The organism is Sphingobium estronivorans (assembly GCF_008692605.1).
In the GTDB taxonomy this organism is placed as follows: Bacteria; Pseudomonadota; Alphaproteobacteria; order Sphingomonadales; family Sphingomonadaceae; genus Sphingobium; species Sphingobium estronivorans.
In genome coordinates this window covers 59,113-81,340 of record NZ_LFCT01000016.1, presented here as the reverse complement: position 1 = coordinate 81,340, position 22,228 = coordinate 59,113, and the positions used below count along the sequence as shown (strand labels likewise).

The window sequence follows — 22,228 nt, the reverse complement described above, 5'->3', positions numbered from 1 at the left end:
CAGCCCCCATGACGACCGACACTATCGAAGCTGCCCAGCGTCTGGCCGCGCTGCGCGAAGCCATGGGCCGCGCAGCGCGCCTGACGGACCGCACCGCCGCCGACATCAACCTGATCGCCGTGTCCAAGACGCAAGCGGTCGACGCCATCCGTCCCCTGATCGAAGCGGGGCAACGCATCTTCGGGGAAAACCGCGTGCAGGAAGCACAAGGCAAATGGCCGGCCCTGCGCGAAGAGTCTGACGATCTCGAATTGCATCTGGTCGGCCAGCTTCAGTCCAACAAGGCGGCCGATGCCATTGCCCTGTTCGACGTCATTCATTCGCTCGACCGGCCATCTTTGCTGACCGCGCTCGCCAAGGCGATGGACGCCGCCGACCGTCGCATCCCCTGCTACATCCAGGTCAATATCGGCGCGGAGGAGCAGAAGGGCGGCTGCGCCATTGCCGATACCCCGGCGCTCATCAAGGCGGCGCGGGCAGCGGATATTCCCCTTCTTGGCCTGATGTGCGTGCCGCCCGCCGACATCGAACCGGCGCCCTTTTTCGCGCTGCTCGCAAAAATGGCGCGCGAGGAAGGTCTCGCGCGCCTCTCCATGGGCATGTCGGGCGACTATGAAACGGCGATCATGTTGGGCGCCACCGACATTCGCGTCGGCACCGCCCTGTTCGGCGAACGCCCGTCTGCCGCTCGCCCTGTCCCGGCGAGCGGCAGGGGGATGCTCAGAAACTCCCGCGCAAAGTGATGCCGTAGGTCCGCGGCTCGGCCAGATAGGCCGAGATGAGCTGGTTCGCCATGACCACCGAAGTCGGCGGTGTACCGCATGTCCGGCCAAACTGGCCGACAGACGATGTACAAGGGCTGCTCGACTGCAATGGGCTGCTGAAGGCGACCTGCGTGTAATCCTGGTTGAAGATATTCTGCCCCCAGAATTCCACCGCCCAGCGCTGCTGCGGCCCACGGATGCCGATGCGGGCGTTGAACACCGCATAGCCGTCCTGCCGCTTTTCCGGAAACAGGTCGGACCCGGTGTTGAAGTCGCCGGTCATGCGCCCATCGATGTAGAAGAGCGCCGAAAGGCCGCCGGTGCCAAGGCTGGGCGTCCAGGACGCGCTGACTGTCGTCACCACTTCAGGCGCCTGCGAGTTGACCGATCCGGGCAGCAGGAACAGCGCCGGGTCAAGCGGCACCGCGCCATTGCCGCTGCCCACCAGCCGGTTGGCGAACTTGGCGCGGGCATAGGTGAACCCGCCGGCGAAACGGACATTGCGCACCGGCGTTGCCGCCAGTTCCAGCTCCACGCCCTGACTGATCAGGCCGGGACCGACATCGTCGCTGGCGCAGGTCCGCGATGCCGACAAGGCGCCGTCGCAGCCATTGATGTTCTGCACCACGAAGCTGGTGCCGTTGAAGGTATTGAGCTGGAAATTCTTGAACTCCTGCCGGAAGGCGGCGATGTTCGCACTCCATTTGGGCTGGGCGTATTTCAGCCCGATTTCAAAGGCATCGACCTTTTCAGCCGCGAAGCGCAGGCTGGTCACGTCGGCATTGCTGCGCGGCGAGAACACCGCCGGAACCGGATTGAGTCCCGTCGATCCCAACTGGAAACGGTCGAGATTGTAACCGCCCGCCTTATAACCCTTCGAGTAGCTGCCATAGACCAGCAGTTCGTCGAGCGGCTTCCACGACAGGACAGCGGTGCCCGAAAATTCGCCGTCGCTGATCTTGTCGTTGAGGTTGAGCGCGTTAAGGCCTCTGGAACTATTGCCCAAGCAACCTAGCGTCAAAATGCCTCCCGCCAAGGCCGATGCATCCCCCAGTCCAGCGGTTGCAATGCTTGGCAGCATCGAATTCTGCAACGCGACGCACGTGTCATTATTATTATTGAAATTAGCGGAAAAACGCTTTCCTTCATGCGTGTAGCGAAGCCCAAGGGTCAAATCGAGCCGTTTGGTGAGGTGAACGATATTATGGGTAAAGAGCGCCCAATTTTCACTCCTTTGACGATAAAGTGAGGCTTGGTCTCCTGTCCCTGGCAAAATGTTGGTCAATGCGGTCAGCCCGCCTGCCAAGCCTGTTGAGATCGCTGAAGCCCGCGCTGACGCTACAGGGAGCGACAAACCCGCCTGCTGGAAAGCCGCAGTCAGTCCTGCATTCAGACTAGCCTGTGTACCCCCGATCAAGGTCGACGTTAAAAGACCGCTTCCGCAAGCCCCCAACTGGGCCGCGTTGAAGTTACTGTTTACCTTTGCCCCCGCCATCAGGCGGCAAGCCGCAAAGCGGCCGTAATCCGCGCCGAACCGGATATTATCCTCCAGCGTCAGCTTCTCATGGGCGTAATAGCCGCCGACCAACCAATCGAGCGCATTGTTGAAGGCGGACCCTTGCGCGCGCAATTCCTGGGTGAAGGTACGGAACTGGCGATAGGTGTTGGGATCGCGATAGAGCAGGTCGGCGCCGCTATAGTCGTAATCGCCATAATCCTGGCTCTTATAGTCACGATAGGCGGTGATGCTGGTCAGCTTGGCGCCGCCCAGATCATAATTAATCTCACCTGAGACGCCCCAATCCTTGAGCTTGCTCACATAATCGCGGCCCGCCGTGATGTGAAGCTCGCGGTCATAGGGATCGGCTGCGAAGGTGCTGCCCTGCCCCGCCAATATCGCCGCGATCCGGTTGAACGGCGCGGTGCTGTAACCGCCGCCCGCCACCGGCCGCCGCTCGCGTGTCTCGATATAGGCCGCGCCGCAGCAGCTTTCGTCACGATTGGTATAATCCCCGATCAGGCGGATGGAGAGCGCATCATTCGGCTCGAACAGCGCCTGTCCGCGCACGAAATAGCGGTCACGATCATTGGTGTCGCCGACCTTCTTCCCGGTCGCATCGACCAGATCGAAAAAGCCGTCGCGCTTCGACCAGACGCCATCCAGGCTGAGCGCCAACTGATCACTGATCGGCCCGGTGATACGGCCCGCCAGACGCCAATAATCATAATTGCCGTAGGTGACCTCGGCCTTGCCGGCCAGCTTGAACTCCGGCGCCTTGCTGATGATGTTGATCAGGCCCGCCGAGGCATTGCGCCCGAACAGGGTTCCCTGCGGACCGCGCAGCACCTCCACCCGCTCGATCTCGCCCAGCTCGTTGAGGCCAGCGCCCGTGCGCGAGCGGTAAACCCCGTCGATGAACACCGCGACGGAGCTTTCCAGCCCCGGATTGTCGCCCACCGTGCCGATGCCGCGAATGCGCGCAGAGGCATTGGCTTCGGTCCCCGTGGATGACAGCAGCAGCGAAGGCGCAAGCTGGTTCAATGACCGGATGTCGGTGGCGCCGCTGTTCTGCATGGCCTGCGCGGTCACAGCCGATACGGCGATCGGCACGTCCGACAAGGGACTGGCGCGCCGCGTGGCGGTGACGATGATGTTGACATTGTCCGGCTCAGCGGCGGCGCCGCTGTCCTGCGCCCACGCGGCCGGAATATTGCCCAATGCGACCAAGCCGGCGGATAGCAGCCAAAGGCTCTTCCCCTTCATATTATGCTCCCCTCTCTTCATCCCCGCGATTTTCCCCACGCGTCGGATATTCGGATCATGCGGACATGCCGTCCCGAACGCAAGATAGCCCCGTATTTTCCGATGTTTAATGTCTGGCAAGAACTGCTTAAATTACCGTTTACCCAGCGTCATTTCGGATGGAGCGGGAAACGCAGCAATCGGTCCGCGACTGGAACCAATGCCATGGCGTCCGGTCCCATGACCCGCCGGATTTCGCCATGGCCGGCATCCAGTCCGCCCGTCAGCGCGCCCAGTGCCGGAAGAATGAGCTTGGTCCGCGATCCGACGAAGCACCGCCGCGACACATGCCGTCCACGCAACGACAGGCGGAGCTTGGGATGGAAATGGCCCGAAATTTCAGGGCGGACATCGCCCGGATCGGCCTCATGCCGCAGCCAGATGCCGTCGACCTGCATGTCCGTGCAACGGCTGCCCCCCGGGGTTTCCGCCAAAGCGACGTCATGATTGCCGGTGATCCACACCCAATCCAACCGATCGGTCAGGGCCGCCAACCGCGCCCGCGTTTCCCGGTCCAGCCGCGCCGCGCCATCGGCATCGTGAAAACTGTCCCCCAGCGACCAGACCGCCCGCGCGCCGGTCCGCTCGACCAGTGCCTCGATCATGTCGAGCGTCGCCCGGCTGTCATGCGGCGGCAGAAACTGGCCGAAGCGCGCATACCAGCTCGCCTTTTCGAAATGCAGGTCCGCCACCAGCAGCGCGCCCTGCGCCGGCCAGAACAAAGCTGCCTCGGGCAAAGCCAGAAACTCGTGACCTGCGAACGAAAGGGGAACCATGGTCCGGCTATGCCCCCTTGGCTCCCGGCTTTCAAGAGTGGCGGCAACAGGCTATGGGGCGCGCATGGCCCAACCCTTCATCATTGCCGCGCTCTATCGCTTTGCCGCCTTCCCCGATCCCGACACGATTGCGCGCGAGTTGCGCCTGCTCTGCGCGGATTTGGGCACCTGCGGCACATTGATTGTCGCGGGCGAAGGAATCAACGGCACGGTCGCGGGGAGCGAGGCAGGAATTGCCGCCCTGGTCGCCCATATCCGCACCCTGCCCGGCTGCGCCGATCTCGACGTCAAATATGCGCAGAGCGATGAAGCCCCCTTCGCCCGGATGAAAGTGAAGGTGAAGGCGGAGATCGTGACCTTGGGCGCGGGCGATCTCGATCCGGCGAGCCAGGCCGGCGCCTATCTCGATCCTGCACAATGGAACGAACTGATTGCCGATCCCGACACGGTGATCATCGACACCCGCAACGCCTATGAAGTGTCCGTCGGCAGTTTCCAGGGCGCGATCGATCCCGGTACCCGATCCTTCCGCGATTTCCCCGCCTGGTTCGACGATTTCGCTGAAAAACTGCGCGAAGAGGGGCGCGAGCCGCGCATCGCCATGTTCTGCACCGGCGGCATCCGGTGCGAGAAATCGACCGCGCTGGTCCGCGCGCGCGGCTTTGACGAGGTCTATCATCTGCGCGGCGGCATATTGCGCTATTTGGAGGAAATGCCCGAAGCGGACAGCCGCTGGCAAGGCGATTGCTATGTCTTCGATGAGCGGGTGGCCGTCGGTCATGGGCTGAAACAGGGCGACTATCTCACCTGCCGCGCCTGCGGCCTGCCCCATTCCCGCGACGCCATGCACGACTGTCCGGGAGGAGAATCCGGCGCGTGGCCGCACAGGCAGCAAGGTTAAACCGGCGTTTCGACCAGTTCCGCGATCTCGAACGCATAGCTTTTCCAGCCGCGCATCCGGGCGCCGTCTTCCGCTGCGGCCCGTTTCTTCTTCGCCTCAGCCAGCGAACGCGTATGGCCCCAGAACACCTCGGTCTTGCCATTTTCCAGCTCGGCGACGATCCGCCAATAATGGGTGAAGGGATCAGCGGTCGGACCGATGGTCTTCACATAGCCGTCCGGCATCGTCGCCGTCAGATAGCGCCTCTTCCTGGCCATATCTCAGCCCGCAATCCGATGCAGCGCCGTCCCATGCGCGCGCAGCCACGCCCGTGCGGGCCGGGGGTCTTCCTCCAAAATCCGTTTATGCGCCGCGTGAAAAGCCGGGCTGTGGTCCATGTGCAGCAGATGCGCCAATTCATGCGCCACGGTCGCGCGGCGCACGCCCGGCGGGCAGAGGATCAGCCGCCAGCTATAACGGATGGCGCCGCTGGAGGCACAGCTCGCCCAGCGGCTGCGCGGATCGCCAATGCCGACCGACGCGACGATCAGCCCATTGTCCCGCGCCATCTCATGGCTCTCGGTTTCCAGCACCGTCCTCGCCCGCATCTTCAGCCAGCGCACCACACGCGGTCCCACCGATTCCGCCGCACCGCCGAGCAGCAGCCGATCTCCGTCCAGCCTAATCGTCCGGGACGCACCCTCGACCCAGCAGATGCGCACCTCCCGCCCCTCCAAGGGAAAGACCACGCCATCGTCCAGCATCAGCTGCGCCGGTTGCCGCGCCATTTGCGATCGGACCCACCCCTCATGCTCTTGCGCCCAGCCGAGCGCCCGCATCAGATTCGCCCGCATGGGCAGAGAAAGCCGCAATTCTCCCCGGGCCTGATCGAGCGACAGGCGATAGGCTCTTGCGCGCGCCGACCGGCGGACCCGCACCGGAACGGCTACGCCGTCGACAACCAGGACGGCGTCAGATTTCTCGGTCGACAAGATGGTTTTCCCAATCCCCGGCATCGGCTTCGGCGACGGTCCAGCCGCGCACGGACTCCTGTGCCCGGTGCACCGCTTCCCGGTCGCCGCAGATCAGATAATGCCATTCGGGCAGGGGCTTGCCCTCGCCGCGCAGCCGATAGGCACAGGTGCGCGGCAGCCAGCCGATCGTCTTCACCTTGGCGGGCGTCAGGCGCACGCAATCGGGCACGAAGCGGCGCCGTTCCTTATAGTTGGTGCACTGCCCGCTATGCCGGTCGAGCAGCCGGCAGGCGACATTGGTGGGGTAGATATGCCCCGTATCCTCATCCTCGGCCTTATGCAGGCAGCATTTGCCGCAGCCGTCGCATAATGCTTCCCATTCGGCGCGGTCCAGCTTGTCGAGGGGTTTTTCCCAGAAGTCCAACCGTCACTTCACCCATTTTTCGAGGAAGGCGGTTACCTTGCCGGGATCGCCTTCATCCGCATCCGGGGTCCCCGGATCGTCCACCGGCACCAGCGCGACGGGCGCGCCATCGGTCCCGAAGAGATAGGGCGTGCGGCTGTGGCTGACCAGATAGCCGCTCGCGCCCTTCGTCTCTTCCTTATTGTAGAGCACGACGAAATCCTTCGCCACCTTGGCGATCTCATCGGGCGTGCCGGTCAGCCCGATCAGCCGGGGATGGAAGGCAGCCACGTAGGTCTTCATCACCGCAGGCGTATCCCGATCCGGGTCGACGCTGATGAAAATCGGCTGGACCTTCGCGGCCAGTGCCGGTCGATCCTTCTCGAATTTCGAAAAGCCCTGCATGATCCGCTGCAAATCGACCGGGCAAACATCAGGGCAATAGGTGTAGCCGAAATAGACCAGCCGGTACTTGCCCTTGAAATCCTCCCAACGGACCTTCTTGCCGTCCTGATCGGTCAGGGTGAAGGGCGCGCCGATGGCCGCCCCGTGCAGATCGCCAGGGATGCTTTCCCCGCTTGATGCATTGCCTCCCGGCCCCATATTACAGGCCGCCAGCAGGGCGGTGAGCGGCAGGGCGAGCGAAATCAGCGCTTTGTTCATGGCGCCGCCAGCCATGCCCTGCTATGGCCCGATTTGCAAATCCCAACGGGGCTTTTGAAGATTATGACAGGACGTTTTCCGGCTTGGATGGGCATTGGCCGTGCCGCTGCTTTGGCCTTGGCGATGCTTTCGCCGGTCGCGGCGCAGGCGCAGTTTTCGGACAATTACAACTTTCTGAAGGCGGTCAAGGATGCCGACGGTCAGAAAGTGACCGACATGATCCAGAAGCCCGGCTCCACCGTCATCAACAGCCGCGACGTGAGCACCGGCGACACCGCCCTGCATCTGGTCGTGGCCAAGCGGGACAATACATGGCTGACCTTCCTGCTGGCCAAGGGCGCCAATCCCAACCTCACCGACAATAATGGCAACACGCCGCTGATGGACGCGGTGCAGGCCCGGTTCGAGGAAGGCGCGCGCAGCCTGCTCACCTATAATGCGCAGGTGGACAAGCCCAATGGCAGCGGCGAAACGCCGTTGATCCGCGCGGTGCAATTGCGGGACGTCGGTCTGGTCCGCCTGCTCGTGGCGCAGGGTGCCAACCCCGACAGGCGCGACACCATCGCGGGCATGTCGGCGCGGGATTATGCCGAGCGCGATGGTCGTACACCGGGCCTCGTCGAAGCGCTGAACGCGGCGAAAAGCACGGCGGCGCCGAAAGGACCCGTGCAGGGCCCGGTATTCTGAGTCCGGTAACGGGCCTTGAAATGCGCTGCGTTGGATGAAACGCGGCGCATTTTCGCTTCACCATCCCAGTTCCGCGGCGTGATCCGGGTCCGCGAGCGCCGTCAGCCGCCGCGCCGCGCGCCGGGCGAAGCGCAGCGTTTCCGCCTTGCGCCGCGCCGCAGCCAGGGGCTCCACCGGCGCGGGCCGCACCAGTTCCGCATCATATCGATCCGCCACGATCAGCCCGGTCCGGCCCGGCCATAACGCCTCGCTGTCAAACAGCGACAGGTCGAAACCGGACGGCACCGCCCAGAAATACCGGTCGCAATAGTCGAAATAATCCGGCCATTTCATGTCGCCCAACAGATCGGCGCGGCTGCATTTGATTTCGACGATGGTGATGCGCCCGGCCCCGTCCAGCGCCATGATGTCGGCACGGCGGCCATTGGGCAACGGCACTTCCAAAATCCCGCTCATGTCATGCCGGAAGAACAGGCGCAGCGTTCCCCGCGCCACCGCCAGCGCCGTGCCGTCGGTCAGGGGCGAGCAGCTATCGAGATCTGAGGTCATGATCGCGACTTTAGAACAAAGGAGAAACAAAAAGAAAGGGCCGATTCAGGATGATCCTGAACCGGCCCTGCTTCACCCCCTTCACGCCGGGCGTGAAAAGCGTAACTCAACGATAGAAGATATGATTGTCGATGGCGGCGAGCTGACGCTTGCCCCAGCCCGGCGAAACGCGGCGGGCGTGGAAATAGAGCGCACCCTCGGCCTTGCTGTTCCAGCTGTCCTCCATCGCGATCTGGGCGATGGCGACGGCTTCGCGCCAGCTATCGCTCGACATGCGGATCGACGGCATATTGCCGCCACGAATGAAGCTGAACTGACGCGGCTGATACACCACGCCGCACAGGCTGTTGGCGAAACGACCCGAATTGGCCCGGTTGATGACGACGCGGGCAACCGCCAGCTGGCCTTCCAGGCTTTCGCCCTTGGATTCGAAATAGACAGCGCCGGCCAGGCACTTCATGTCACCTTCCACATCCTCGGGCGCGCCCTGCGCGTCCACGAGAGCGGCCAGGTTGTCGGCCTTCACATCGTCGCTGTCGGAAAGGGGAGCCAGCGGCTGCGCGACTTCGCGCGGCGCGGCGAAAATGACGGCGGGCTTCGAACCGACCGAAGGAGCTGCGAGCTCCGAAGTCCCCGGAAGGGACGTGACCGACGGAGCAGCATCACTGGCGCTCGACTTATCGGCCGCAGTAACCGCCGCGGTGGCGGAAAGGGCAAATGCCGCGATGATCGCAGCCTTCAGACGAAAACTCATTACAACTCAAAATCGTGCGGTTCTTGGCCGGGAACGTCAAACACCCCAAATCAAAACGACGTCCGGCCGCCCCCCGTCTGCGTGTTTACCCGCATCCGCCCCCCATGGACGAAACCGGCAACCTGCGCGTTGAAAGCGTCGGAGGCCTCTGCCCGCGCGTGGAAAATGAGTCAACGATCAACAGATCGTTTCAGCGGCGAACCGTTCCGCATCCGCGATATCAAGCTCGATAACCCACAGATCGGGGTCCGAACGGCGGCGACGCGCTAGATATTGGGAGAGCGCTTCGGCGCCCTCCTCCGGCTTGGGACCGCATCTCATCATGCGATAACCGCCGACAAAGTCTGAAACGCGCTCCAACAGGCCCAGTTCCCGACCTTTTTCAATCGCTTGAACCAGAATCACGCCGCTGATGTCATTGCCCTTGACCAGGACCGTGGCAAAGCCGCCTTCAGCCGCGCTGCGCCGCACCAACGCCCCGACCAGCATCGTGCTGGTCAGCCGGGCGTCGGTCGGCCGGTCAGCCGGCATAACCTGGCAGCGATGAAAGCGGGAATTGCGAGCGCATGAAGGTGCCGGTCCCGCGCCCGACTTCTTCCCCCTCCTCATCGATCAGGCTCGCCTCGGCCACATAGACGCGCCGCTTGCCGCTGATCCACCGCCCTTCGGCGCGAATCCGGCCCGGCCCGATGGGGCGGGTGAAGAGCAGGTTGAAGCTGGTGGTCAGCAGGAACCGGTCATTGACCAGGCTGTTGGCGGCGTAGAAGGCCGCATCGTCCAGCATCTTGAAATACACCGTGCCGTGGACCGCGCCGGCGGCATGGAACTGCGTTTCATCCACGTCGAAATGGATGACCGACCGGCCTTCTTCCGCGATGGTGAGTTCCGACCGGAACAGCCGGTTGATCGGCGCGGACCGATAGAGATTCTCCAATGCCCGGAAATGCGCCGCCTCGCCACTCGGCGAGGAACCGGCCTCAGGCCGCGTCACGCGCCTCGCCACCGGCCAGCAGGGCATGGAGCGCCGCCGTTGACTTGGCGCCGCGCAGGCGGACCACCTGTCCTTCGTCACGCAGATAGCGGGACACCCGGGCCAGGGTTTTCAGATGCTCGGCCCCCGAATCGACCGGGGAGAGCAGGGCGAAGACGATATCGACCGGCGCCTCATCCACCGCGTCGAAGGCTACGGCCGGATCGAGCAGCACGACCACGCCGCACATTTTCTGAAGGTCGGGAATCTTCGCATGGGGAATCGCGACGCCGCCGCCGAAACCGGTCGAACCCAGCTTCTCGCGTTCCATCAGCGCTTCGGCCACCAGATCGGCGTTCAGGCCGTAGGCCTTTGCCGCCAACACCGCAACTTTCTGAAATAACTGCTTCTTGCCGTTCACCGACAGGCCCGTGGCCAATGCATCCGGTGCGACGATATCGTTGAAATGAACCATGCCAAATCCCAGCCGAGCCGCGCCCAGCTTCGGAAAAATGACGCAATGCCCGGATCTTTAAAGTCCGGCCCCATAGGCCGCCCGCTGACCAAGGTCAACCGGCGGCCCGGGAACGGTGTCAGCCCAGCCGGGGTTCGACCCAGCCGATGGTCCCGTCATGGCGGCGGTAGACCATATTATAGGCGGACGTGCCCGCGTTGACGAACAGCAGCGCGTTGGTGTTGCGCAGGTCCAGCATCATGACCGCGTCCGACACGCTGGCTTCGGGAATGTCGACCCGGGTTTCCGCCACGATCAGCGGGGCTTCGGCCGGTTCCTCCTCATCGGCGATCGAAGCGAAAATGGTGTAGCCCGCCCCATCCAGACCATCGACACTATAGCCGTTGGACCGCTGCGCTTCCGCAGCGGCCGCCTGCGCGCTGCGGTCCTTCAGCCGGCGCAGATAGCGGCGCAACTGCTTCTCGATCCGCTCGGCCGCCTGTTCGAAGGCCGGATGCGCCTCCTGCGCTTCGCCTGCTCCTTTCAGGATCAGGCCGGTCATGACGTGACAGACGATGTCGCAATGGAAGGCCCCATGCGGCGCAGGCCGGAATGTGACATGGGCGGAAAGGGTTCGGGAAAAATATTTCTCGGCCATGGCCTCCAGCCGGGTCCAGACATGCTCCTTAAGCGCGTCGCCCGTTTCGACCTGATGCCCGGAAACACGAATATCCATATGCCTTCTCCTTGTTCTACCCGGACCGCGGACGACGGTCCGGCTGGCATGGGACCTGAAGACTGACCGTTGTGGGAAAACGGCTGGTTTCAGGCCTCCTCGAGCCAGAGCGGCTTGTCCAGCGTCGCGACGAACGCGGCATGCCGCTCCAACTCCTCCGCGCTGGCCGTGAAGACGCGCGCGGGACGTACAGGGCGAACCGCGACTTGCGCCGTGAGTTCCACCCCAAGCCCTTGTTTTTCTTCCTCCTGTGCAAGACCAAGGCCGATCTGACGGCCGCCGGTCAGTTCGATGTAAAGCTGGGCCAACAATTCGGCGTCGAGCAGGGCGCCATGCTTGACGCGATGGCTGCGATCGATGCCGTAGCGGGTGCAAAGCGCGTCCAGGCTGTGCTTGGCGCCGGGATGGAGTTGCCGGGCGATGGCGACGGTGTCGATCATCCGGTCCATCGACACTTCGGCCCGGCCGCAGAGCTTCAACTCATGATTCAGGAAGCCGAAGTCGAAGCGCGCATTATGCGCAACCAGATGGCTGTCCTCCAGAAAGGCCAGCAACTCCTCAATCCCGTGCGAAAAGAGCGGCTTGTCCTTGAGGAAAATGTCCGACAGCCCATGCACCGCCTCGGCCGCGGCCGGCATCGACCGCTGCGGATTATAATAAGCGTGGAAGGTACGGCCGGACGGCACCCGGTTAATGAGTTCAATGCATCCGATTTCGACCAGGCGATCGCCAGAGGCGGGGTCGAATCCAGTCGTTTCGGTGTCGAAAATAATCTCGCGCATCGCCCTCTTCAACGACTCTTGCCGGACTGCACCTTATCGGCCTGTCTTCGCGCCAAGGCAAGCGACCAGGTGCCGAACCTGGCTGCGAGTCTCAGCGAAGGTCGTCCCCGTGTCGATAATATAATCGGCCCGCCGCCGTTTTTCGGCATCTGGGGTTTGCAGATGAACAATCTGGCGGAATTTGGCCGCCGTCATGCGCGGTCGCGCCAGCACGCGCTTACGCTGTTTCCAAGCTGGGGCGCTGACGACGATGACGCCGTCCAGCTTGTATTCCCCCCGCCCCTCGAACAGCAGCGGGATGTCGAGCACGACGAACGCGCGCGACCGATTCCGGCGGAGGAAGTCCGCGCGCGCCGCGCGGACGGCGGGATGGACGATCCTTTCCAGCGCCTTCAACTCTTGTGGATGGCCGAACACCGCCGCGCCCAGCTTCCCCCGGTCCACGCCCTGCGGCCCGGTCGTGCCGGGAAAGCGGGCCTCTATGGCGGGAAGCAGGATGCCGCCCGGTCCTTGCAGGCGATGCACTTCGGCATCGGCGTCGAACAGCGGCACGCCTGCGCGCCGCAACATCGTGGCGACGGCGGACTTGCCCATGCCGATGGAGCCAGTGAGGCCGTAAATCTTCATGCCGAGTCAGGCGGCGAGCAGCAAAGCGCGCAATTCCTCGTCCCGCTCACGCGGGGCTTCGGCATCGAAGAAAATATCGAAGGCCAGCGCCGCCTGCCCGATCAGCATTTCCAGCCCGTCGAGAGTCTTGAGCCCCCTCGCCCGCGCCGCCTTGAGCAACGTCGTTTCGAGCGGCGCATAGACGATGTCATAAACGGTCGCGTCCCCGGCCAACGGCGCAAGGTCCAAATCCAGATCGGGCTGGCCGACCATGCCCAGCGAACTGCTGTTCACCAGAAGATCGGCCCGCGGCAATGCATCGGTCATGCCGATGACCCGCCCTTCGACCCCGGCGCGGTCGAGCAGTGCCTGTCCCTTGGCCGCATCGCGCGCCATGATGCTGATGTCCGACACGCCCAGGCTGGTCAACGCGAACAGGATCGCCCGCGCCGCACCGCCCGCGCCGACCAGCACCGCGCTCTGTCCCTTCCACTTGTCGCGCAGCAGCGGCTGGAGGAATCCGCCCGCATCGGTATTGGTGCCGATCAGCGGCCCGCCAGTCTCGCTGGCAATGGTGTTCATCGCCCCGATCCGGTCGCGCACGCCACCCGGATCGTCGGTATAGTCCATCACCGCGATCTTGTGCGGAATGGTGACGTTGCATCCCAGCCAGTCGGGATCGGCCCGGCGCGCCAGAAAATAAGCGGACAAGCCCTCCGCTGTCACATGTGTCTTCTTATATTCCGCCTCGATCCCCAGCGCATCCAGCCAGAAATTATGAATCAACGGCGATTTGCTGTGTTCGATCGGATCGCCGATCACTTCTGCATAGGGGAGCTTGTCGGTCATGCTGCCAGAACGCCCCTTATGCGCAGGAAGTCAAGCAACGGCAGCAGTGGCAGCCCCTGAATCGCGAACTGGCTCCCTTCCACCTTGGCGAAAAGCTGTGCGCCCGGCCCCTCGATCCGGTAACAGCCGACGCACCAACGGCATTCTTCCCAATCCCTGTCGAGATATTGGGCGATGAAGGCATCGGACAAGGGCCGCACCGTCATCCGCACCCGCTCAATATGCCGCCAGATCGGCTCGCCATTGAGTGCCATCACCGCCGCGCTATGCAGATAATGCACCCGGCCCGACAGCAGCTTCAATATCCGCTCCGCATCCGCCCGGTCGACGGCCTTGTCGATCATCGTGCCGTCATCCAGACTCAATGTCTGGTCGCAGCCCAGCACCAACCCGCCCGGCACCCGCCGCGATACGCGCAGCGCCTTCAGTTCGGCCAGTGCATCGGCCAGCTTGCGCGCGTCGAGACCATCGGCGCGCAGCGCTTCTTTGGCTGCCTCCTCGTCCACCTGCGGCGACAGCGCCTCGAACGGTACCTGCGCCGCATTCAGCAGCGCCCGGCGGCTCGCGCTTTGCGATGCCAGCACGATCGGGGTTTTTGGCATGACTTAATTTCCCTCCGCCAGCACGCGGTCGTTGAACAGGTTGATGATGGCCGCCGCCGCTTCCTCGATCGAGCGGCGGGTCATGTCGATCACCGGCCAGCCATTGTCGGCGAACATCCGCCGGGCAAAGGCCAGTTCCTCCTGCACCTTTTCCAGATCGACATAGCTGGTTTCGGGCGCCTGATTCAAAGACAGCAGGCGATTGCGCCGGATCTGCACCAGCCGCTCCGGACTGACCGTCAGCCCCACCACCATCGGATGGCGGAGCGAATAGAGGCTGCGCGGCGGCGGCGATTGCACCACCAGCGGGATATTGGCGGTCTTGTACCCCCGATTGGCGAGATAGATGGAGGTCGGCGTCTTGGACGCGCGCGACACGCCGGCCAGGACGATATCGGCCTCCTCCCAATTTTCATGGCCGACGCCATCGTCATGGGCGATGGTGAACTGGATCGCCTCGATCCGCGCGAAATAGGCTTCGTCCAGAATATGCTTGCGCCCCGGACGGTTGCGCGTCTCCTGCCCCAATATGTTGGACAGCGCATCGGTCACGCTGTCCAGCGCCGCGACATGCGGCAGGCCCAGCGCCCGACAGCGCGTCTCCAACCGCCTGCGCAACTGATGGTTGGACAGGGTGAACAGCACCAGCCCCGGATTGGCGGCAATTTCCTCCATGATCCGATCGAGATGGACATCGGACCGCACCATGGGCCAGAAATGGCGCACGGCCTCCACATTTTCAAAAGCGCCGATCGCCGCTTTGGCAACGTTTTCCAACGTTTCGCCGGTGGAGTCCGAAAGAAGATGCAGGTGAATGCGAGACATGCGGAATATCTCTGTGGGGAGGCTGTGGATAAAGCAAGGGATAGGTTGCGGGGAAAATCAGGCACTTATCGCGATCCTCGATTCCGGGACTCTTGTCCACAGCCCGCCAACAGTTCCAAATTTCCATCCACATCCTGTGGATAACGGGGATAAGCGAACTGACTCGGACCGGAATCGGAGACCGCAAGGAGTCAAGTTGTTGGCAAATCCGGGCACAGCGCATAAACCCCGCTGCCAAGCGCCCAACAATCTCAACTACCTTCTAAGAATCTAATATAAGAGAGTTTATGACGGGACCTGATGCCGACCTTTCGAACGGGCCATCCGCCAAGCCGCTGCTTTCGGTCCTGAAGGGTGCATGCCCCGCTGTGCCGCCCATGTGGCTCATGCGCCAAGCGGGCCGTTACCTCCCCGAATATCGCGCATTGCGGGCGGAAAAGGGCGGGTTCCTGGAACTGGTCTATGACAGCGCGGCGGCGGCGGAAGTCACGCTTCAGCCCCTGCGCCGCTTCGGTTTCGACGGCGCGATCCTCTTTTCCGATATCCTGATCGTGCCCTATGCCATGGGCCAGGACCTCTGGTTCGAGACGGGGGAGGGCCCGCGCCTGGCGCCGATCCTGTCCGAAACGGCGCTGGATGCCCTCAAACCCGATTTCAGCCGCTATGAGGCGGTCTATGAGACGGTTCGGCAGGTCAAGGCCGCGCTGGACCCGCAAGTGACCTTCCTGGGCTTTGCAGGCAGCCCCTGGACGATCGCCACCTATATGGTCGCGGGACAGGGCAGCAAGGACCAGGGTGCGGCCCGCCGCCTCGCCTATCAGCAGCCTGAACGCTTCGCCGCGATCATCGCCGCGATCACAGAGGCCACGGTCGTTTATCTGTCCGGTCAGATCGACGCCGGGGTGGAGGCGGTTCAGCTGTTCGACAGCTGGGCGGGCAGTCTCGCCCCGCTGGAGTTCGAACGCTGGGTGATCCAGCCTAACCGGCGGATCGTGGAACGGCTGAAGGCGATCCACCCGGATATTCCGGTCATCGGCTTTCCCAAGGGCGCGGGCGCGAAACTGGCCGATTATGCGGTCGGCACGGGAGTCGATGCGATCGGCATCGATGAAACGGTCGATCCGCACTGGGCCCATCGCGCGTTGCCCGAAGGCTTGCCGGTTCAGGGCAATCTCGACCCGCTCGCCTTGATCGCGGGCGGCAAGGCGGTGGAAGAGGCCGTCGACAACATCCGCGCCGCCTTTGCCGGTCGGCCGCATATCTTCAATCTCGGCCATGGGATTCTTCCCGATACGCCGATCCATCATGTTGAAGCGCTGCTGGCCTATATTCGCCGGCGGAAGGGGACTTGATGCCTTATCTGGGAGCAGCCTATTTGTGGGTCAAAGCCGCGCATGTCATCTTCGTCATCTTCCTGATGGCGGGCCTGTTCATGATGCCGCGCTTCTTCGTCTATCACCAGCAATGCCCGGTGGGGTCGGAAGAAGATAAAAAATGGATCGACCGCGAAAGGCGGCTGCTCAAGATCATTCTGAACCCCTCCATCGTTCTGGTCTGGGTCTTCGGCCTGATGCTGATGGTGGAGATCGGCGCCTGGCATTTCGGTTGGTTCCACCTGAAGCTGCTCTTCGTGTTGGGGCTTTCCGGCTATCATGGCTGGATCGCCGGCTACACGAAAAAGCTCGCCGGGGGGCAGCGGCCCCTGACGGAGAAACAGTTGAGGCTGCTCAACGAGATTCCCGGAATCGCCGCAGCCGTTATCGTGATCGCGGTGATCGTGAAACCATTTTGAGGTTCCTCACCCCGGCGTCAGCCGGGATGAGCGTTTTGCCTCAGGCTGGATCGACCGGAATATTGTCGATCAACCGCGTCAGGCCAAGCTTCGCCGCGCCCAACAAACGCGCCGGGCGATCCAACACCGTCATCGGCTCCAGCGTCACCGCATCGCACAGCGTCACATAATCGATCGGGTCGAATCCATGCGTGGCCAGCATGGCAATGGCCTTGGCAATGGCGGCCTCCACCGTCGCACCCTTCTCCATCTGCCTTGCCGCTTCGCCCAAGGCGCGGGGCAGGGCGAGCGCGTCCTTGCGCTCTTCTTCCGTCAGATATTGGTTACGGGAAGAAAGGGCCAGCCCGTCCTCGGCCCGCTGGGTCGGAACGCCGATGATGTCGATGGGCACGTCCAAATCCCGAACCATCTGACGAATGACCGCGAGCTGCTGATAATCCTTCTCCCCGAAGAGCGCGACTTCGGGCCGGACCTGGTTGAACAGCTTCGTCACCACGGTCGCCACGCCGTCGAAATGCCCCGGCCGCGCTGCGCCATCCAGCCCCTCGGTCACGCCGGAGACGGAGATGTTCGTCGCATAGCCCGCCGGATACATGACCTCGACCGTGGGTGCCCAAAGAATATCGACTCCAGCCGCCTGCAACATCTGCGCATCCTTGGCCTCGCGCCGGGGATAGGCGTCCAGATCCTCGTTCACGCCGAACTGGCGGGGATTGACGAAGATCGACACGACGACATGCCCGGCATGGAGCCGCGCTTCCTCGACCAGCGCCATGTGCCCGTCATGCAGCGCGCCCATGGTCGGTACCAGCGCCAGCGGTTTTCCATCGCTTTTCAGGGCTTCGACGGCGGCTCTGAGCGAAGGGAGATCACGGAGGGTTTGCACGTTACGAGGGGCTCCGATAAGGGCATCAACAAGGGGTCAATCCTGCTAAGGCACGACCGGCTGGAACGGTCAATATTCATTGCGACAATCAACGGGGTTATCAAGGTCCGATGGCGAACGCCCAAACGCACCATATCGTCTTTGCCAATGAGAAAGGCGGCACCGGCAAGTCGACGACCGCCGTGCACACGGCCATCGCTCTGACGGTGCTGGGTCACCGGGTCGGCATGATCGACCTCGATCCGCGCCAGCGCACCATCACCCGCTATATGGAAAATCGCGCCGAAACCGCGAAGCGTCGGGGCATCGACCTGCCGACGCCGGATTTCGCGGTGTTCAAGGGCGACAATGTCGAAGCGCTGGAAGAACAGGCTGCCGCCATGGCGGAGGGCAAGGATTTCCTGGTCGTCGACACGCCCGGCCGCGACGATGATTATGCCCGCCACATGGCCGCGCGCGCCAATACGCTGGTGACGCCGATGAACGACAGCTTCGTCGATTTCGACCTGATCGGCCAGGTGGACGCGGAAACCTTCAAGGTGAAACGCCTGTCCTTCTATTCGGAACTGATTTTCGAGGCGCGCAAGACCCGCGCCAAGGCCGATGGCGTGACCATCGACTGGGTGGTGCTGCGCAACCGCGTCCAGCATCATGACGCCCGCAACAAGAAACGCGTGGGCGATGCGCTGTCCGAACTGTCCCGCCGTGTCGGATTCCGCGTGATTCCGGGCCTTTCGGAGCGCGTGATCTTCCGCGAACTCTTCCCCTCCGGCCTGACTCTGCTGGACAAGGGGCATCTGGGCGAACTGGGTGTCAGCCACATCGCCGCACGGCAGGAACTGCGCGAAATGGTGTCGGGTCTCGCCCTGCCCGACCGCGGCGAAGTCGCGCCATTGGATATGCTCGGCGCGGCCTGATGGGTCTGTTTGCCCTCTTGCTGGTCGGCCTTGCCGGCTGGTTGATCTGGACGGGACGACTGCAACGCATGAGTGGAAGGGACGGCATGGCGCTGGGCGCCGCTCTGGTCGGCGCGGTGATGGCGGCCAAGGGCAAACCGGTGATCGGCGCGCCGCTGCTGATGGGCGCCACCCTTTTCTTCTTCGCCAAAAGCCGGCCGGCGCGGAAAAGGGCCGGAACGGGCAAGCACACCTCCCAGACCGTTTCGTCTCAGGCCGTCATCGATGCGCGCAAGTTGCTGGGCGTCGGGCCGGATTGCGACGCCCGCGCGATCCGTGCCGCGCATCGCCGCCTGATTGCCTCGGTTCATCCGGACAAGGGTGGCACGGAAGCGCTGGCGGCCCAGATCAATGCGGCCCGCGACCTGCTGATCGGGGATCTGGCGCAGCGCAACTGACCGTGGAAGGAGAGGATGCCATGGCCCACCGCTTTCATCCTACGCTGCTGCGCGAATATGACATTCGGGGCGTGGTCGGCCGGACGCTGACCGAAGCGGACGGCTATGCCCTCGGCCGCAGTTTCGGCACGGCCGTCCGGCGGGCGGGCGGATCAAGGGTCGCGGTCGGCTATGACGGGCGGCTGAGTTCGCCCGCGCTGGAAGAGGCGGTGGTGAAGGGTCTTCTGGACTCGGGCGTGGATGCCGTTCGCATCGGTCTCGGCCCGACGCCCATGCTCTATTATGCCGAAGCGGTGCTCGATGTGGACGGCGGCATTCAGATAACCGGCAGCCATAATCCCACCGATCATAACGGCTTCAAGCTGGTGCTTCAGCACAACCCCTTTTTTGGCGAGGCGATCGCGGATCTGGGCGCCATGGCGGCGGCGGGCGACTGGAGCGACGGCGCGGGGCGGATCGAAACCGTCGCCATCATGGACCGCTATGCCGCGCGGCTGGTCGAAGGATTCGATGGCGCCGCCTGGCGCATCGGTTGGGATGCGGGCAACGGCGCCGCCGGTCCGGTGGTGGACAAGCTCGTCAAGCTCTTGCCGGGCGAGCATCATATGTTGTTCACCCAGATAGACGGCCATTTTCCCCATCATCACCCCGATCCCACAATCGAGGAGAATCTGGCCGATCTGAAAGCGCTTGTCCTTTCGAAGAAGCTCGATTTCGGCGTGGCCTTCGATGGCGACGGCGACCGGATCGGCGTGGTCGACGGCAAGGGCCGGGTGATCTGGGGCGATCAATTGCTCGGCATTTTTGCCGAGCTGGTCCTGCAAGACCAACCCAACGCCGTGATTGTCGCGGATGTGAAGGCGAGTCAGGCGCTGTTCGATCGCATAGCGGCGCTGGGCGGCCAGCCGCTGATGTGGAAAACCGGCCACAGCCACATCAAGTCCAAAATGAAGGAAATTGCCGCGCCGCTCGGCGGGGAGATGACCGGCCATATCTGCTTTGCCGACGATTATTACGGCTTTGACGATGCGCTTTATGCCGCAGTCCGCCTGATCCGGAGCCTCACCCGGCTGGGCCGCAGCGTGACCGCCCTGCGCGGGGACATGCCCGCCATGGCCAACACGCCGGAAATCCGCTTTCCCATAGAGGAAAGTCGGAAATTCGCGGTGATCGAGCAAGTGCGCGCCCGGCTCCTCGCCGCTGGCGCTCAGGTCGATGAAACCGACGGCCTGCGCGTGACGACGCGGGAAGGCTGGTGGCTGCTGCGCGTTTCCCATACCCAGGATATGCTGGTCGCGCGCGCCGAGGCGAAGAACGAACAGGGACTCGCGCAGCTTATCGCCCATCTTGATTCGCAATTGGCCGATTCGGGGGTGATTCGACCTGCAATTGCCGAAAAATAATCCGGATCGCGGAAAAAAACGGATAGGGCTATCGGCAGGCGGTCCTTTCTTTCCGTTACGGAAACTGGGGGAAGGCATGGCAGTTGCAGGAAACGCAATCGAGCCTGTGTTTTTCGCATTTGCGAAAAAAGCCGCTGCGCCGCAGAAGGATCAGGCCTTTCAGGCATCCTCTCCTAAAACTTTAAAGCCGTCCCTCGGGGCGGCTTTTTTTTGGAATTTTTTTCCGGCCGTTTTTCGCTTCCTGCCGTAGCGTCGATGCAACAGGGCACGGACTTTCCTGCATGGCCCCTGCATTTTTGGGCTTTTGGAACGATAAATTCACCATATTACGTCTACTTGCAAAGTCCCTGTGGGATCACCCACGGTCCAAGGTTGCCCATCATATTTCAGGAGAGGAATTTTCATGCCCTTTAATCGCCATGTCGTTGCAGGCCTTCTGCTGTCCGGCATCATGATCGCACCTGTACCGGCACTGGCAGGGGGATTTTACCTCCAGGAACAGTCGCCGATCGAAACCGGACGAGCGCTGGCGGGCGCGGGCGCGGCGGCGGACGATCCCTCGGCCATCTTCTTCAACCCTGCCGCGATGACCAATCTGTCCGGCATCCAGGTCTCGATCGGCGGCAGCGCCCTGATGGCTTCGGCGCAGCAGACCAATCGCGGCAGCAACCGCACCGTCCCGACCCTGCCGGGCGTGCATGTGCCGGTGACAGGCAATGATGGCGGCAATCCGTTCGACAAGGTCATTCCCATCCCCAGTTTCTACGTCACCGGCCAGGTCAGCGACCGCCTGTGGCTGGGTCTGGGCGTCAACGCGCCCTTTGGCCTGAAGCTCGATTATGATGACGGCTTTTTCGGTCGCTACGATTCACTCTACACCAACCTCAAAACCTACAATATCCAGCCCACGGCTGCTTATAAGCTGAACGAGAATTTCTCGGTCGGCGGCGGCGTCGACGTGCAATATGTGAAGGTCACGCTGACCAACGCCTTGCCGCAACTTTCGCCGCTGCTCGCGGACGGCTCCGCCCGGGTGAAGGGCGACGATTGGACGGTCGGCTGGAATGCGGGCCTGTTCTACACCAACGGCGACACCAATGTCGGCGTCTCCTACCGCTCCGGCATCAAGCATCATCTGACCGGCACGCAGACGGTTGCCGGACTTCTGGGTCCGATTGCGGCGGCCAACGGTTCGTTCGCTGCCTCGGCGCCGCTCGATCTGCCCGATATCGTCACGGTGGGCTTCATGCACCGCATGACCCCGCAACTGCGCGCGATGATCAGCGCCCGCTGGTATAATTGGTCGAAGTTCAAGGGCATCGCCATCACCTCGGCCACCGGGACCACCAACAAGGAACTGGATTACAAAGACAGCTACAGCGTCAGCCTCGGTGGTGAATATGATGTCAGCCCGGCGCTCACTCTGCGCGCAGGCACGATGTTCGACCGCACGCCGACCAATCCGCAGTATCTGACGACCCGCGTGCCCGATGGCGACCGCGCCTGGCTGACCGGCGGCGCGACGTTCAACATCTCGCCCGCTTTCGCGCTGAACGTCAGCTATGCCCACACCTTCGTGGAAAAGGCGAACATCATCCGTCCGGACAGCTATTACCCCTCGCCGGCGACGGTCACCGCCACCACCCTGGCGCAGACCAGCGGCAATGCGGATCAGGTTGCCGCATCGTTGACGGCGCGCTTCTAACTTTCCCGATA

28 protein-coding genes are annotated in these 22,228 nt (G+C 63.0%); 10 read left to right on the top strand and 18 right to left on the bottom strand.

Annotated elements, in window-relative coordinates:
• Positions 1-8: 8 nt before the first annotated feature.
• On the top strand, positions 9-743 hold the full coding sequence (locus F7P65_RS12365; RefSeq protein ID WP_150292102.1) for a YggS family pyridoxal phosphate-dependent enzyme: 735 nt from the start codon (positions 9-11) through the stop codon (positions 741-743).
• On the opposite strand, the gene F7P65_RS12360 is transcribed toward F7P65_RS12365, so the two are convergent.
• Both F7P65_RS12360 and pdeM read right to left on the bottom strand, forming a co-directional pair.
• Positions 721-3,528, bottom strand: coding sequence for a TonB-dependent receptor (locus tag F7P65_RS12360; RefSeq protein ID WP_150292100.1), 2,808 nt, complete (start codon positions 3,526-3,528; stop codon positions 721-723). The two genes, F7P65_RS12365 and F7P65_RS12360, sit on opposite strands and share 23 nt — an antisense overlap.
• Positions 3,529-3,677: 149 nt before the next feature.
• On the bottom strand, positions 3,678-4,343 hold the full coding sequence (pdeM, locus tag F7P65_RS12355; RefSeq protein ID WP_150292098.1) for a ligase-associated DNA damage response endonuclease PdeM: 666 nt from the start codon (positions 4,341-4,343) through the stop codon (positions 3,678-3,680).
• A gap of 64 nt (positions 4,344-4,407) precedes the next feature.
• Between pdeM and trhO the strand changes: the two genes are divergently transcribed.
• Positions 4,408-5,244: an oxygen-dependent tRNA uridine(34) hydroxylase TrhO gene (gene trhO, locus F7P65_RS12350; RefSeq protein ID WP_150292096.1), complete on the top strand. Its 837-nt coding sequence runs from the start codon at positions 4,408-4,410 to the stop codon at positions 5,242-5,244.
• Here the strand turns inward: trhO and F7P65_RS12345 are convergent.
• Genes F7P65_RS12345 through F7P65_RS12330 form a run of 4 tightly spaced genes read right to left on the bottom strand, consistent with a single transcriptional unit; the run spans position 5,241 to position 7,278 of the window.
• The gene (locus F7P65_RS12345) at positions 5,241-5,501 is read right to left on the bottom strand and encodes a hypothetical protein (RefSeq protein WP_150292094.1); all 261 of its coding nucleotides are present in this window, start codon (positions 5,499-5,501) and stop codon (positions 5,241-5,243) included. The two genes, trhO and F7P65_RS12345, sit on opposite strands and share 4 nt — an antisense overlap.
• A 3-nt stretch (positions 5,502-5,504) precedes the next feature.
• Positions 5,505-6,215 (bottom strand): M48 family metallopeptidase, encoded by a 711-nt coding sequence (locus tag F7P65_RS12340; RefSeq protein ID WP_150292092.1) that lies wholly within the window; start codon positions 6,213-6,215, stop codon positions 5,505-5,507.
• Positions 6,196-6,621, bottom strand: a complete 426-nt coding sequence (locus F7P65_RS12335; RefSeq protein ID WP_150292090.1) for a YcgN family cysteine cluster protein — start codon at positions 6,619-6,621, stop codon at positions 6,196-6,198. Before F7P65_RS12335 ends, F7P65_RS12340 begins: the two co-directional genes overlap by 20 nt.
• A gap of 3 nt (positions 6,622-6,624) precedes the next feature.
• Positions 6,625-7,278 carry an SCO family protein gene (locus F7P65_RS12330; RefSeq protein WP_205452052.1) on the bottom strand — a complete coding sequence of 218 codons (654 nt, stop codon included), beginning with the start codon at positions 7,276-7,278 and terminating at the stop codon, positions 6,625-6,627.
• Positions 7,279-7,350: 72 nt separating this feature from the next.
• On the opposite strand from F7P65_RS12330, the gene F7P65_RS12325 reads away from it, so the two are divergent.
• Positions 7,351-7,950 carry an ankyrin repeat domain-containing protein gene (locus F7P65_RS12325; protein WP_150292186.1) on the top strand — a complete coding sequence of 200 codons (600 nt, stop codon included), beginning with the start codon at positions 7,351-7,353 and terminating at the stop codon, positions 7,948-7,950.
• Between the two features lie 57 nt (positions 7,951-8,007).
• Here the strand turns inward: F7P65_RS12325 and F7P65_RS12320 are convergent, their stop codons facing one another.
• From F7P65_RS12320 to F7P65_RS12270, 11 genes are all read right to left on the bottom strand, one after another.
• Entirely contained in the window at positions 8,008-8,499 is a 492-nt protein-coding gene (locus tag F7P65_RS12320) for an MmcB family DNA repair protein (RefSeq protein ID WP_150292086.1), read from the bottom strand.
• Positions 8,500-8,605: 106 nt separating this feature from the next.
• Positions 8,606-9,253: a cell wall hydrolase gene (locus F7P65_RS12315; RefSeq protein ID WP_150292084.1), complete on the bottom strand. Its 648-nt coding sequence runs from the start codon at positions 9,251-9,253 to the stop codon at positions 8,606-8,608.
• A 177-nt stretch (positions 9,254-9,430) separates the two neighbouring features.
• Positions 9,431-9,784 carry a DUF1491 family protein gene (locus F7P65_RS12310; protein ID WP_150292082.1) on the bottom strand — a complete coding sequence of 118 codons (354 nt, stop codon included), beginning with the start codon at positions 9,782-9,784 and terminating at the stop codon, positions 9,431-9,433.
• Positions 9,774-10,271 carry a PaaI family thioesterase gene (locus F7P65_RS12305; RefSeq protein WP_150292081.1) on the bottom strand — a complete coding sequence of 166 codons (498 nt, stop codon included), beginning with the start codon at positions 10,269-10,271 and terminating at the stop codon, positions 9,774-9,776. The genes F7P65_RS12310 and F7P65_RS12305 overlap by 11 nt, the downstream gene beginning before the upstream one ends.
• Entirely contained in the window at positions 10,231-10,698 is a 468-nt protein-coding gene (locus tag F7P65_RS12300; protein ID WP_150292079.1) for a PTS sugar transporter subunit IIA, read from the bottom strand. Before F7P65_RS12300 ends, F7P65_RS12305 begins: the two co-directional genes overlap by 41 nt.
• A 118-nt stretch (positions 10,699-10,816) precedes the next feature.
• Positions 10,817-11,413: a ribosome hibernation-promoting factor, HPF/YfiA family gene (hpf, locus tag F7P65_RS12295; protein WP_150292077.1), complete on the bottom strand. Its 597-nt coding sequence runs from the start codon at positions 11,411-11,413 to the stop codon at positions 10,817-10,819.
• A gap of 89 nt (positions 11,414-11,502) precedes the next feature.
• The gene (gene dnaQ, locus F7P65_RS12290; RefSeq protein ID WP_150292074.1) at positions 11,503-12,195 is read right to left on the bottom strand and encodes a DNA polymerase III subunit epsilon; all 693 of its coding nucleotides are present in this window, start codon (positions 12,193-12,195) and stop codon (positions 11,503-11,505) included.
• Positions 12,196-12,228: 33 nt separating this feature from the next.
• Entirely contained in the window at positions 12,229-12,822 is a 594-nt protein-coding gene (coaE, locus tag F7P65_RS12285; protein WP_150292072.1) for a dephospho-CoA kinase, read from the bottom strand.
• 6 nt (positions 12,823-12,828) lie between these two features.
• A complete protein-coding gene (aroE, locus tag F7P65_RS12280; protein WP_150292070.1) occupies positions 12,829-13,650 on the bottom strand; it encodes a shikimate dehydrogenase in 822 nt (273 codons plus the stop codon).
• Positions 13,647-14,252 carry a Maf family protein gene (locus tag F7P65_RS12275; RefSeq protein WP_150292067.1) on the bottom strand — a complete coding sequence of 202 codons (606 nt, stop codon included), beginning with the start codon at positions 14,250-14,252 and terminating at the stop codon, positions 13,647-13,649. Before F7P65_RS12275 ends, aroE begins: the two co-directional genes overlap by 4 nt.
• A 3-nt stretch (positions 14,253-14,255) precedes the next feature.
• A complete protein-coding gene (locus F7P65_RS12270) occupies positions 14,256-15,077 on the bottom strand; it encodes a pyruvate, water dikinase regulatory protein (protein ID WP_150292065.1) in 822 nt (273 codons plus the stop codon).
• A gap of 287 nt (positions 15,078-15,364) precedes the next feature.
• Here F7P65_RS12270 and hemE point away from each other — a divergent pair, with 287 nt between their 5' ends.
• Both hemE and F7P65_RS12260 read left to right on the top strand, forming a co-directional pair.
• Complete coding sequence (gene hemE / locus F7P65_RS12265; RefSeq protein WP_150292063.1) at positions 15,365-16,429, top strand: uroporphyrinogen decarboxylase; 1,065 nt, start codon at positions 15,365-15,367, stop codon at positions 16,427-16,429.
• Positions 16,429-16,869, top strand: a complete 441-nt coding sequence (locus tag F7P65_RS12260; protein WP_150292061.1) for a CopD family protein — start codon at positions 16,429-16,431, stop codon at positions 16,867-16,869. The genes hemE and F7P65_RS12260 overlap by 1 nt, the downstream gene beginning before the upstream one ends.
• 40 nt (positions 16,870-16,909) lie before the next feature.
• Here F7P65_RS12260 and panC read toward each other — a convergent pair whose 3' ends face one another.
• Positions 16,910-17,755 (bottom strand): pantoate--beta-alanine ligase, encoded by an 846-nt coding sequence (panC, locus tag F7P65_RS12255; RefSeq protein ID WP_150292059.1) that lies wholly within the window; start codon positions 17,753-17,755, stop codon positions 16,910-16,912.
• Between the two features lie 110 nt (positions 17,756-17,865).
• Between panC and F7P65_RS12250 the strand changes: the two genes are divergently transcribed.
• The 5 genes from F7P65_RS12250 (at position 17,866) to F7P65_RS12235 (ending at position 22,217) form a co-directional block, all read left to right on the top strand.
• Positions 17,866-18,672, top strand: a complete 807-nt coding sequence (locus F7P65_RS12250; protein ID WP_150292056.1) for a division plane positioning ATPase MipZ — start codon at positions 17,866-17,868, stop codon at positions 18,670-18,672.
• Positions 18,672-19,109 (top strand): J domain-containing protein, encoded by a 438-nt coding sequence (locus F7P65_RS12245; protein WP_150292055.1) that lies wholly within the window; start codon positions 18,672-18,674, stop codon positions 19,107-19,109. Before F7P65_RS12250 ends, F7P65_RS12245 begins: the two co-directional genes overlap by 1 nt.
• A gap of 20 nt (positions 19,110-19,129) precedes the next feature.
• Positions 19,130-20,512 carry a phosphoglucomutase/phosphomannomutase PgmG gene (gene pgmG / locus F7P65_RS12240; RefSeq protein ID WP_150292052.1) on the top strand — a complete coding sequence of 461 codons (1,383 nt, stop codon included), beginning with the start codon at positions 19,130-19,132 and terminating at the stop codon, positions 20,510-20,512.
• Positions 20,513-20,588: 76 nt separating this feature from the next.
• Positions 20,589-20,762: a hypothetical protein gene (locus F7P65_RS22030; RefSeq protein WP_162854604.1), complete on the top strand. Its 174-nt coding sequence runs from the start codon at positions 20,589-20,591 to the stop codon at positions 20,760-20,762.
• A 153-nt stretch (positions 20,763-20,915) separates the two neighbouring features.
• Complete coding sequence (locus F7P65_RS12235; protein ID WP_150292050.1) at positions 20,916-22,217, top strand: OmpP1/FadL family transporter; 1,302 nt, start codon at positions 20,916-20,918, stop codon at positions 22,215-22,217.
• The last annotated feature ends 11 nt before the right edge of the window (positions 22,218-22,228 follow it).

Excerpts from the sequence above, each read along its gene's own strand:
- F7P65_RS12365 (WP_150292102.1), top strand. The coding sequence starts at position 9 with ATGACGACCGACACTATCGAAGCTGCCCAGCGTCTGGCCGCGCTGCGC.
- F7P65_RS12360 (WP_150292100.1), bottom strand. The coding sequence starts at position 3,528 with ATGAAGGGGAAGAGCCTTTGGCTGCTATCCGCCGGCTTGGTCGCATTG.
- pdeM (WP_150292098.1), bottom strand. The coding sequence starts at position 4,343 with ATGGTTCCCCTTTCGTTCGCAGGTCACGAGTTTCTGGCTTTGCCCGAG.
- trhO (WP_150292096.1), top strand. The coding sequence starts at position 4,408 with ATGGCCCAACCCTTCATCATTGCCGCGCTCTATCGCTTTGCCGCCTTC.
- F7P65_RS12345 (WP_150292094.1), bottom strand. The coding sequence starts at position 5,501 with ATGGCCAGGAAGAGGCGCTATCTGACGGCGACGATGCCGGACGGCTAT.
- F7P65_RS12330 (WP_205452052.1), bottom strand. The coding sequence starts at position 7,278 with ATGGCTGGCGGCGCCATGAACAAAGCGCTGATTTCGCTCGCCCTGCCG.
- F7P65_RS12325 (WP_150292186.1), top strand. The coding sequence starts at position 7,351 with ATGGGCATTGGCCGTGCCGCTGCTTTGGCCTTGGCGATGCTTTCGCCG.
- F7P65_RS12320 (WP_150292086.1), bottom strand. The coding sequence starts at position 8,499 with ATGACCTCAGATCTCGATAGCTGCTCGCCCCTGACCGACGGCACGGCG.
- F7P65_RS12315 (WP_150292084.1), bottom strand. The coding sequence starts at position 9,253 with ATGAGTTTTCGTCTGAAGGCTGCGATCATCGCGGCATTTGCCCTTTCC.
- F7P65_RS12310 (WP_150292082.1), bottom strand. The coding sequence starts at position 9,784 with ATGCCGGCTGACCGGCCGACCGACGCCCGGCTGACCAGCACGATGCTG.
- F7P65_RS12305 (WP_150292081.1), bottom strand. The coding sequence starts at position 10,271 with ATGCCCTGCTGGCCGGTGGCGAGGCGCGTGACGCGGCCTGAGGCCGGT.
- F7P65_RS12300 (WP_150292079.1), bottom strand. The coding sequence starts at position 10,698 with ATGGTTCATTTCAACGATATCGTCGCACCGGATGCATTGGCCACGGGC.
- hpf (WP_150292077.1), bottom strand. The coding sequence starts at position 11,413 with ATGGATATTCGTGTTTCCGGGCATCAGGTCGAAACGGGCGACGCGCTT.
- dnaQ (WP_150292074.1), bottom strand. The coding sequence starts at position 12,195 with ATGCGCGAGATTATTTTCGACACCGAAACGACTGGATTCGACCCCGCC.
- coaE (WP_150292072.1), bottom strand. The coding sequence starts at position 12,822 with ATGAAGATTTACGGCCTCACTGGCTCCATCGGCATGGGCAAGTCCGCC.
- aroE (WP_150292070.1), bottom strand. The coding sequence starts at position 13,650 with ATGACCGACAAGCTCCCCTATGCAGAAGTGATCGGCGATCCGATCGAA.
- F7P65_RS12275 (WP_150292067.1), bottom strand. The coding sequence starts at position 14,252 with ATGCCAAAAACCCCGATCGTGCTGGCATCGCAAAGCGCGAGCCGCCGG.
- F7P65_RS12270 (WP_150292065.1), bottom strand. The coding sequence starts at position 15,077 with ATGTCTCGCATTCACCTGCATCTTCTTTCGGACTCCACCGGCGAAACG.
- hemE (WP_150292063.1), top strand. The coding sequence starts at position 15,365 with ATGACGGGACCTGATGCCGACCTTTCGAACGGGCCATCCGCCAAGCCG.
- F7P65_RS12260 (WP_150292061.1), top strand. The coding sequence starts at position 16,429 with ATGCCTTATCTGGGAGCAGCCTATTTGTGGGTCAAAGCCGCGCATGTC.
- F7P65_RS12250 (WP_150292056.1), top strand. The coding sequence starts at position 17,866 with ATGGCGAACGCCCAAACGCACCATATCGTCTTTGCCAATGAGAAAGGC.
- F7P65_RS12245 (WP_150292055.1), top strand. The coding sequence starts at position 18,672 with ATGGGTCTGTTTGCCCTCTTGCTGGTCGGCCTTGCCGGCTGGTTGATC.
- pgmG (WP_150292052.1), top strand. The coding sequence starts at position 19,130 with ATGGCCCACCGCTTTCATCCTACGCTGCTGCGCGAATATGACATTCGG.
- F7P65_RS22030 (WP_162854604.1), top strand. The coding sequence starts at position 20,589 with ATGGCAGTTGCAGGAAACGCAATCGAGCCTGTGTTTTTCGCATTTGCG.
- F7P65_RS12235 (WP_150292050.1), top strand. The coding sequence starts at position 20,916 with ATGCCCTTTAATCGCCATGTCGTTGCAGGCCTTCTGCTGTCCGGCATC.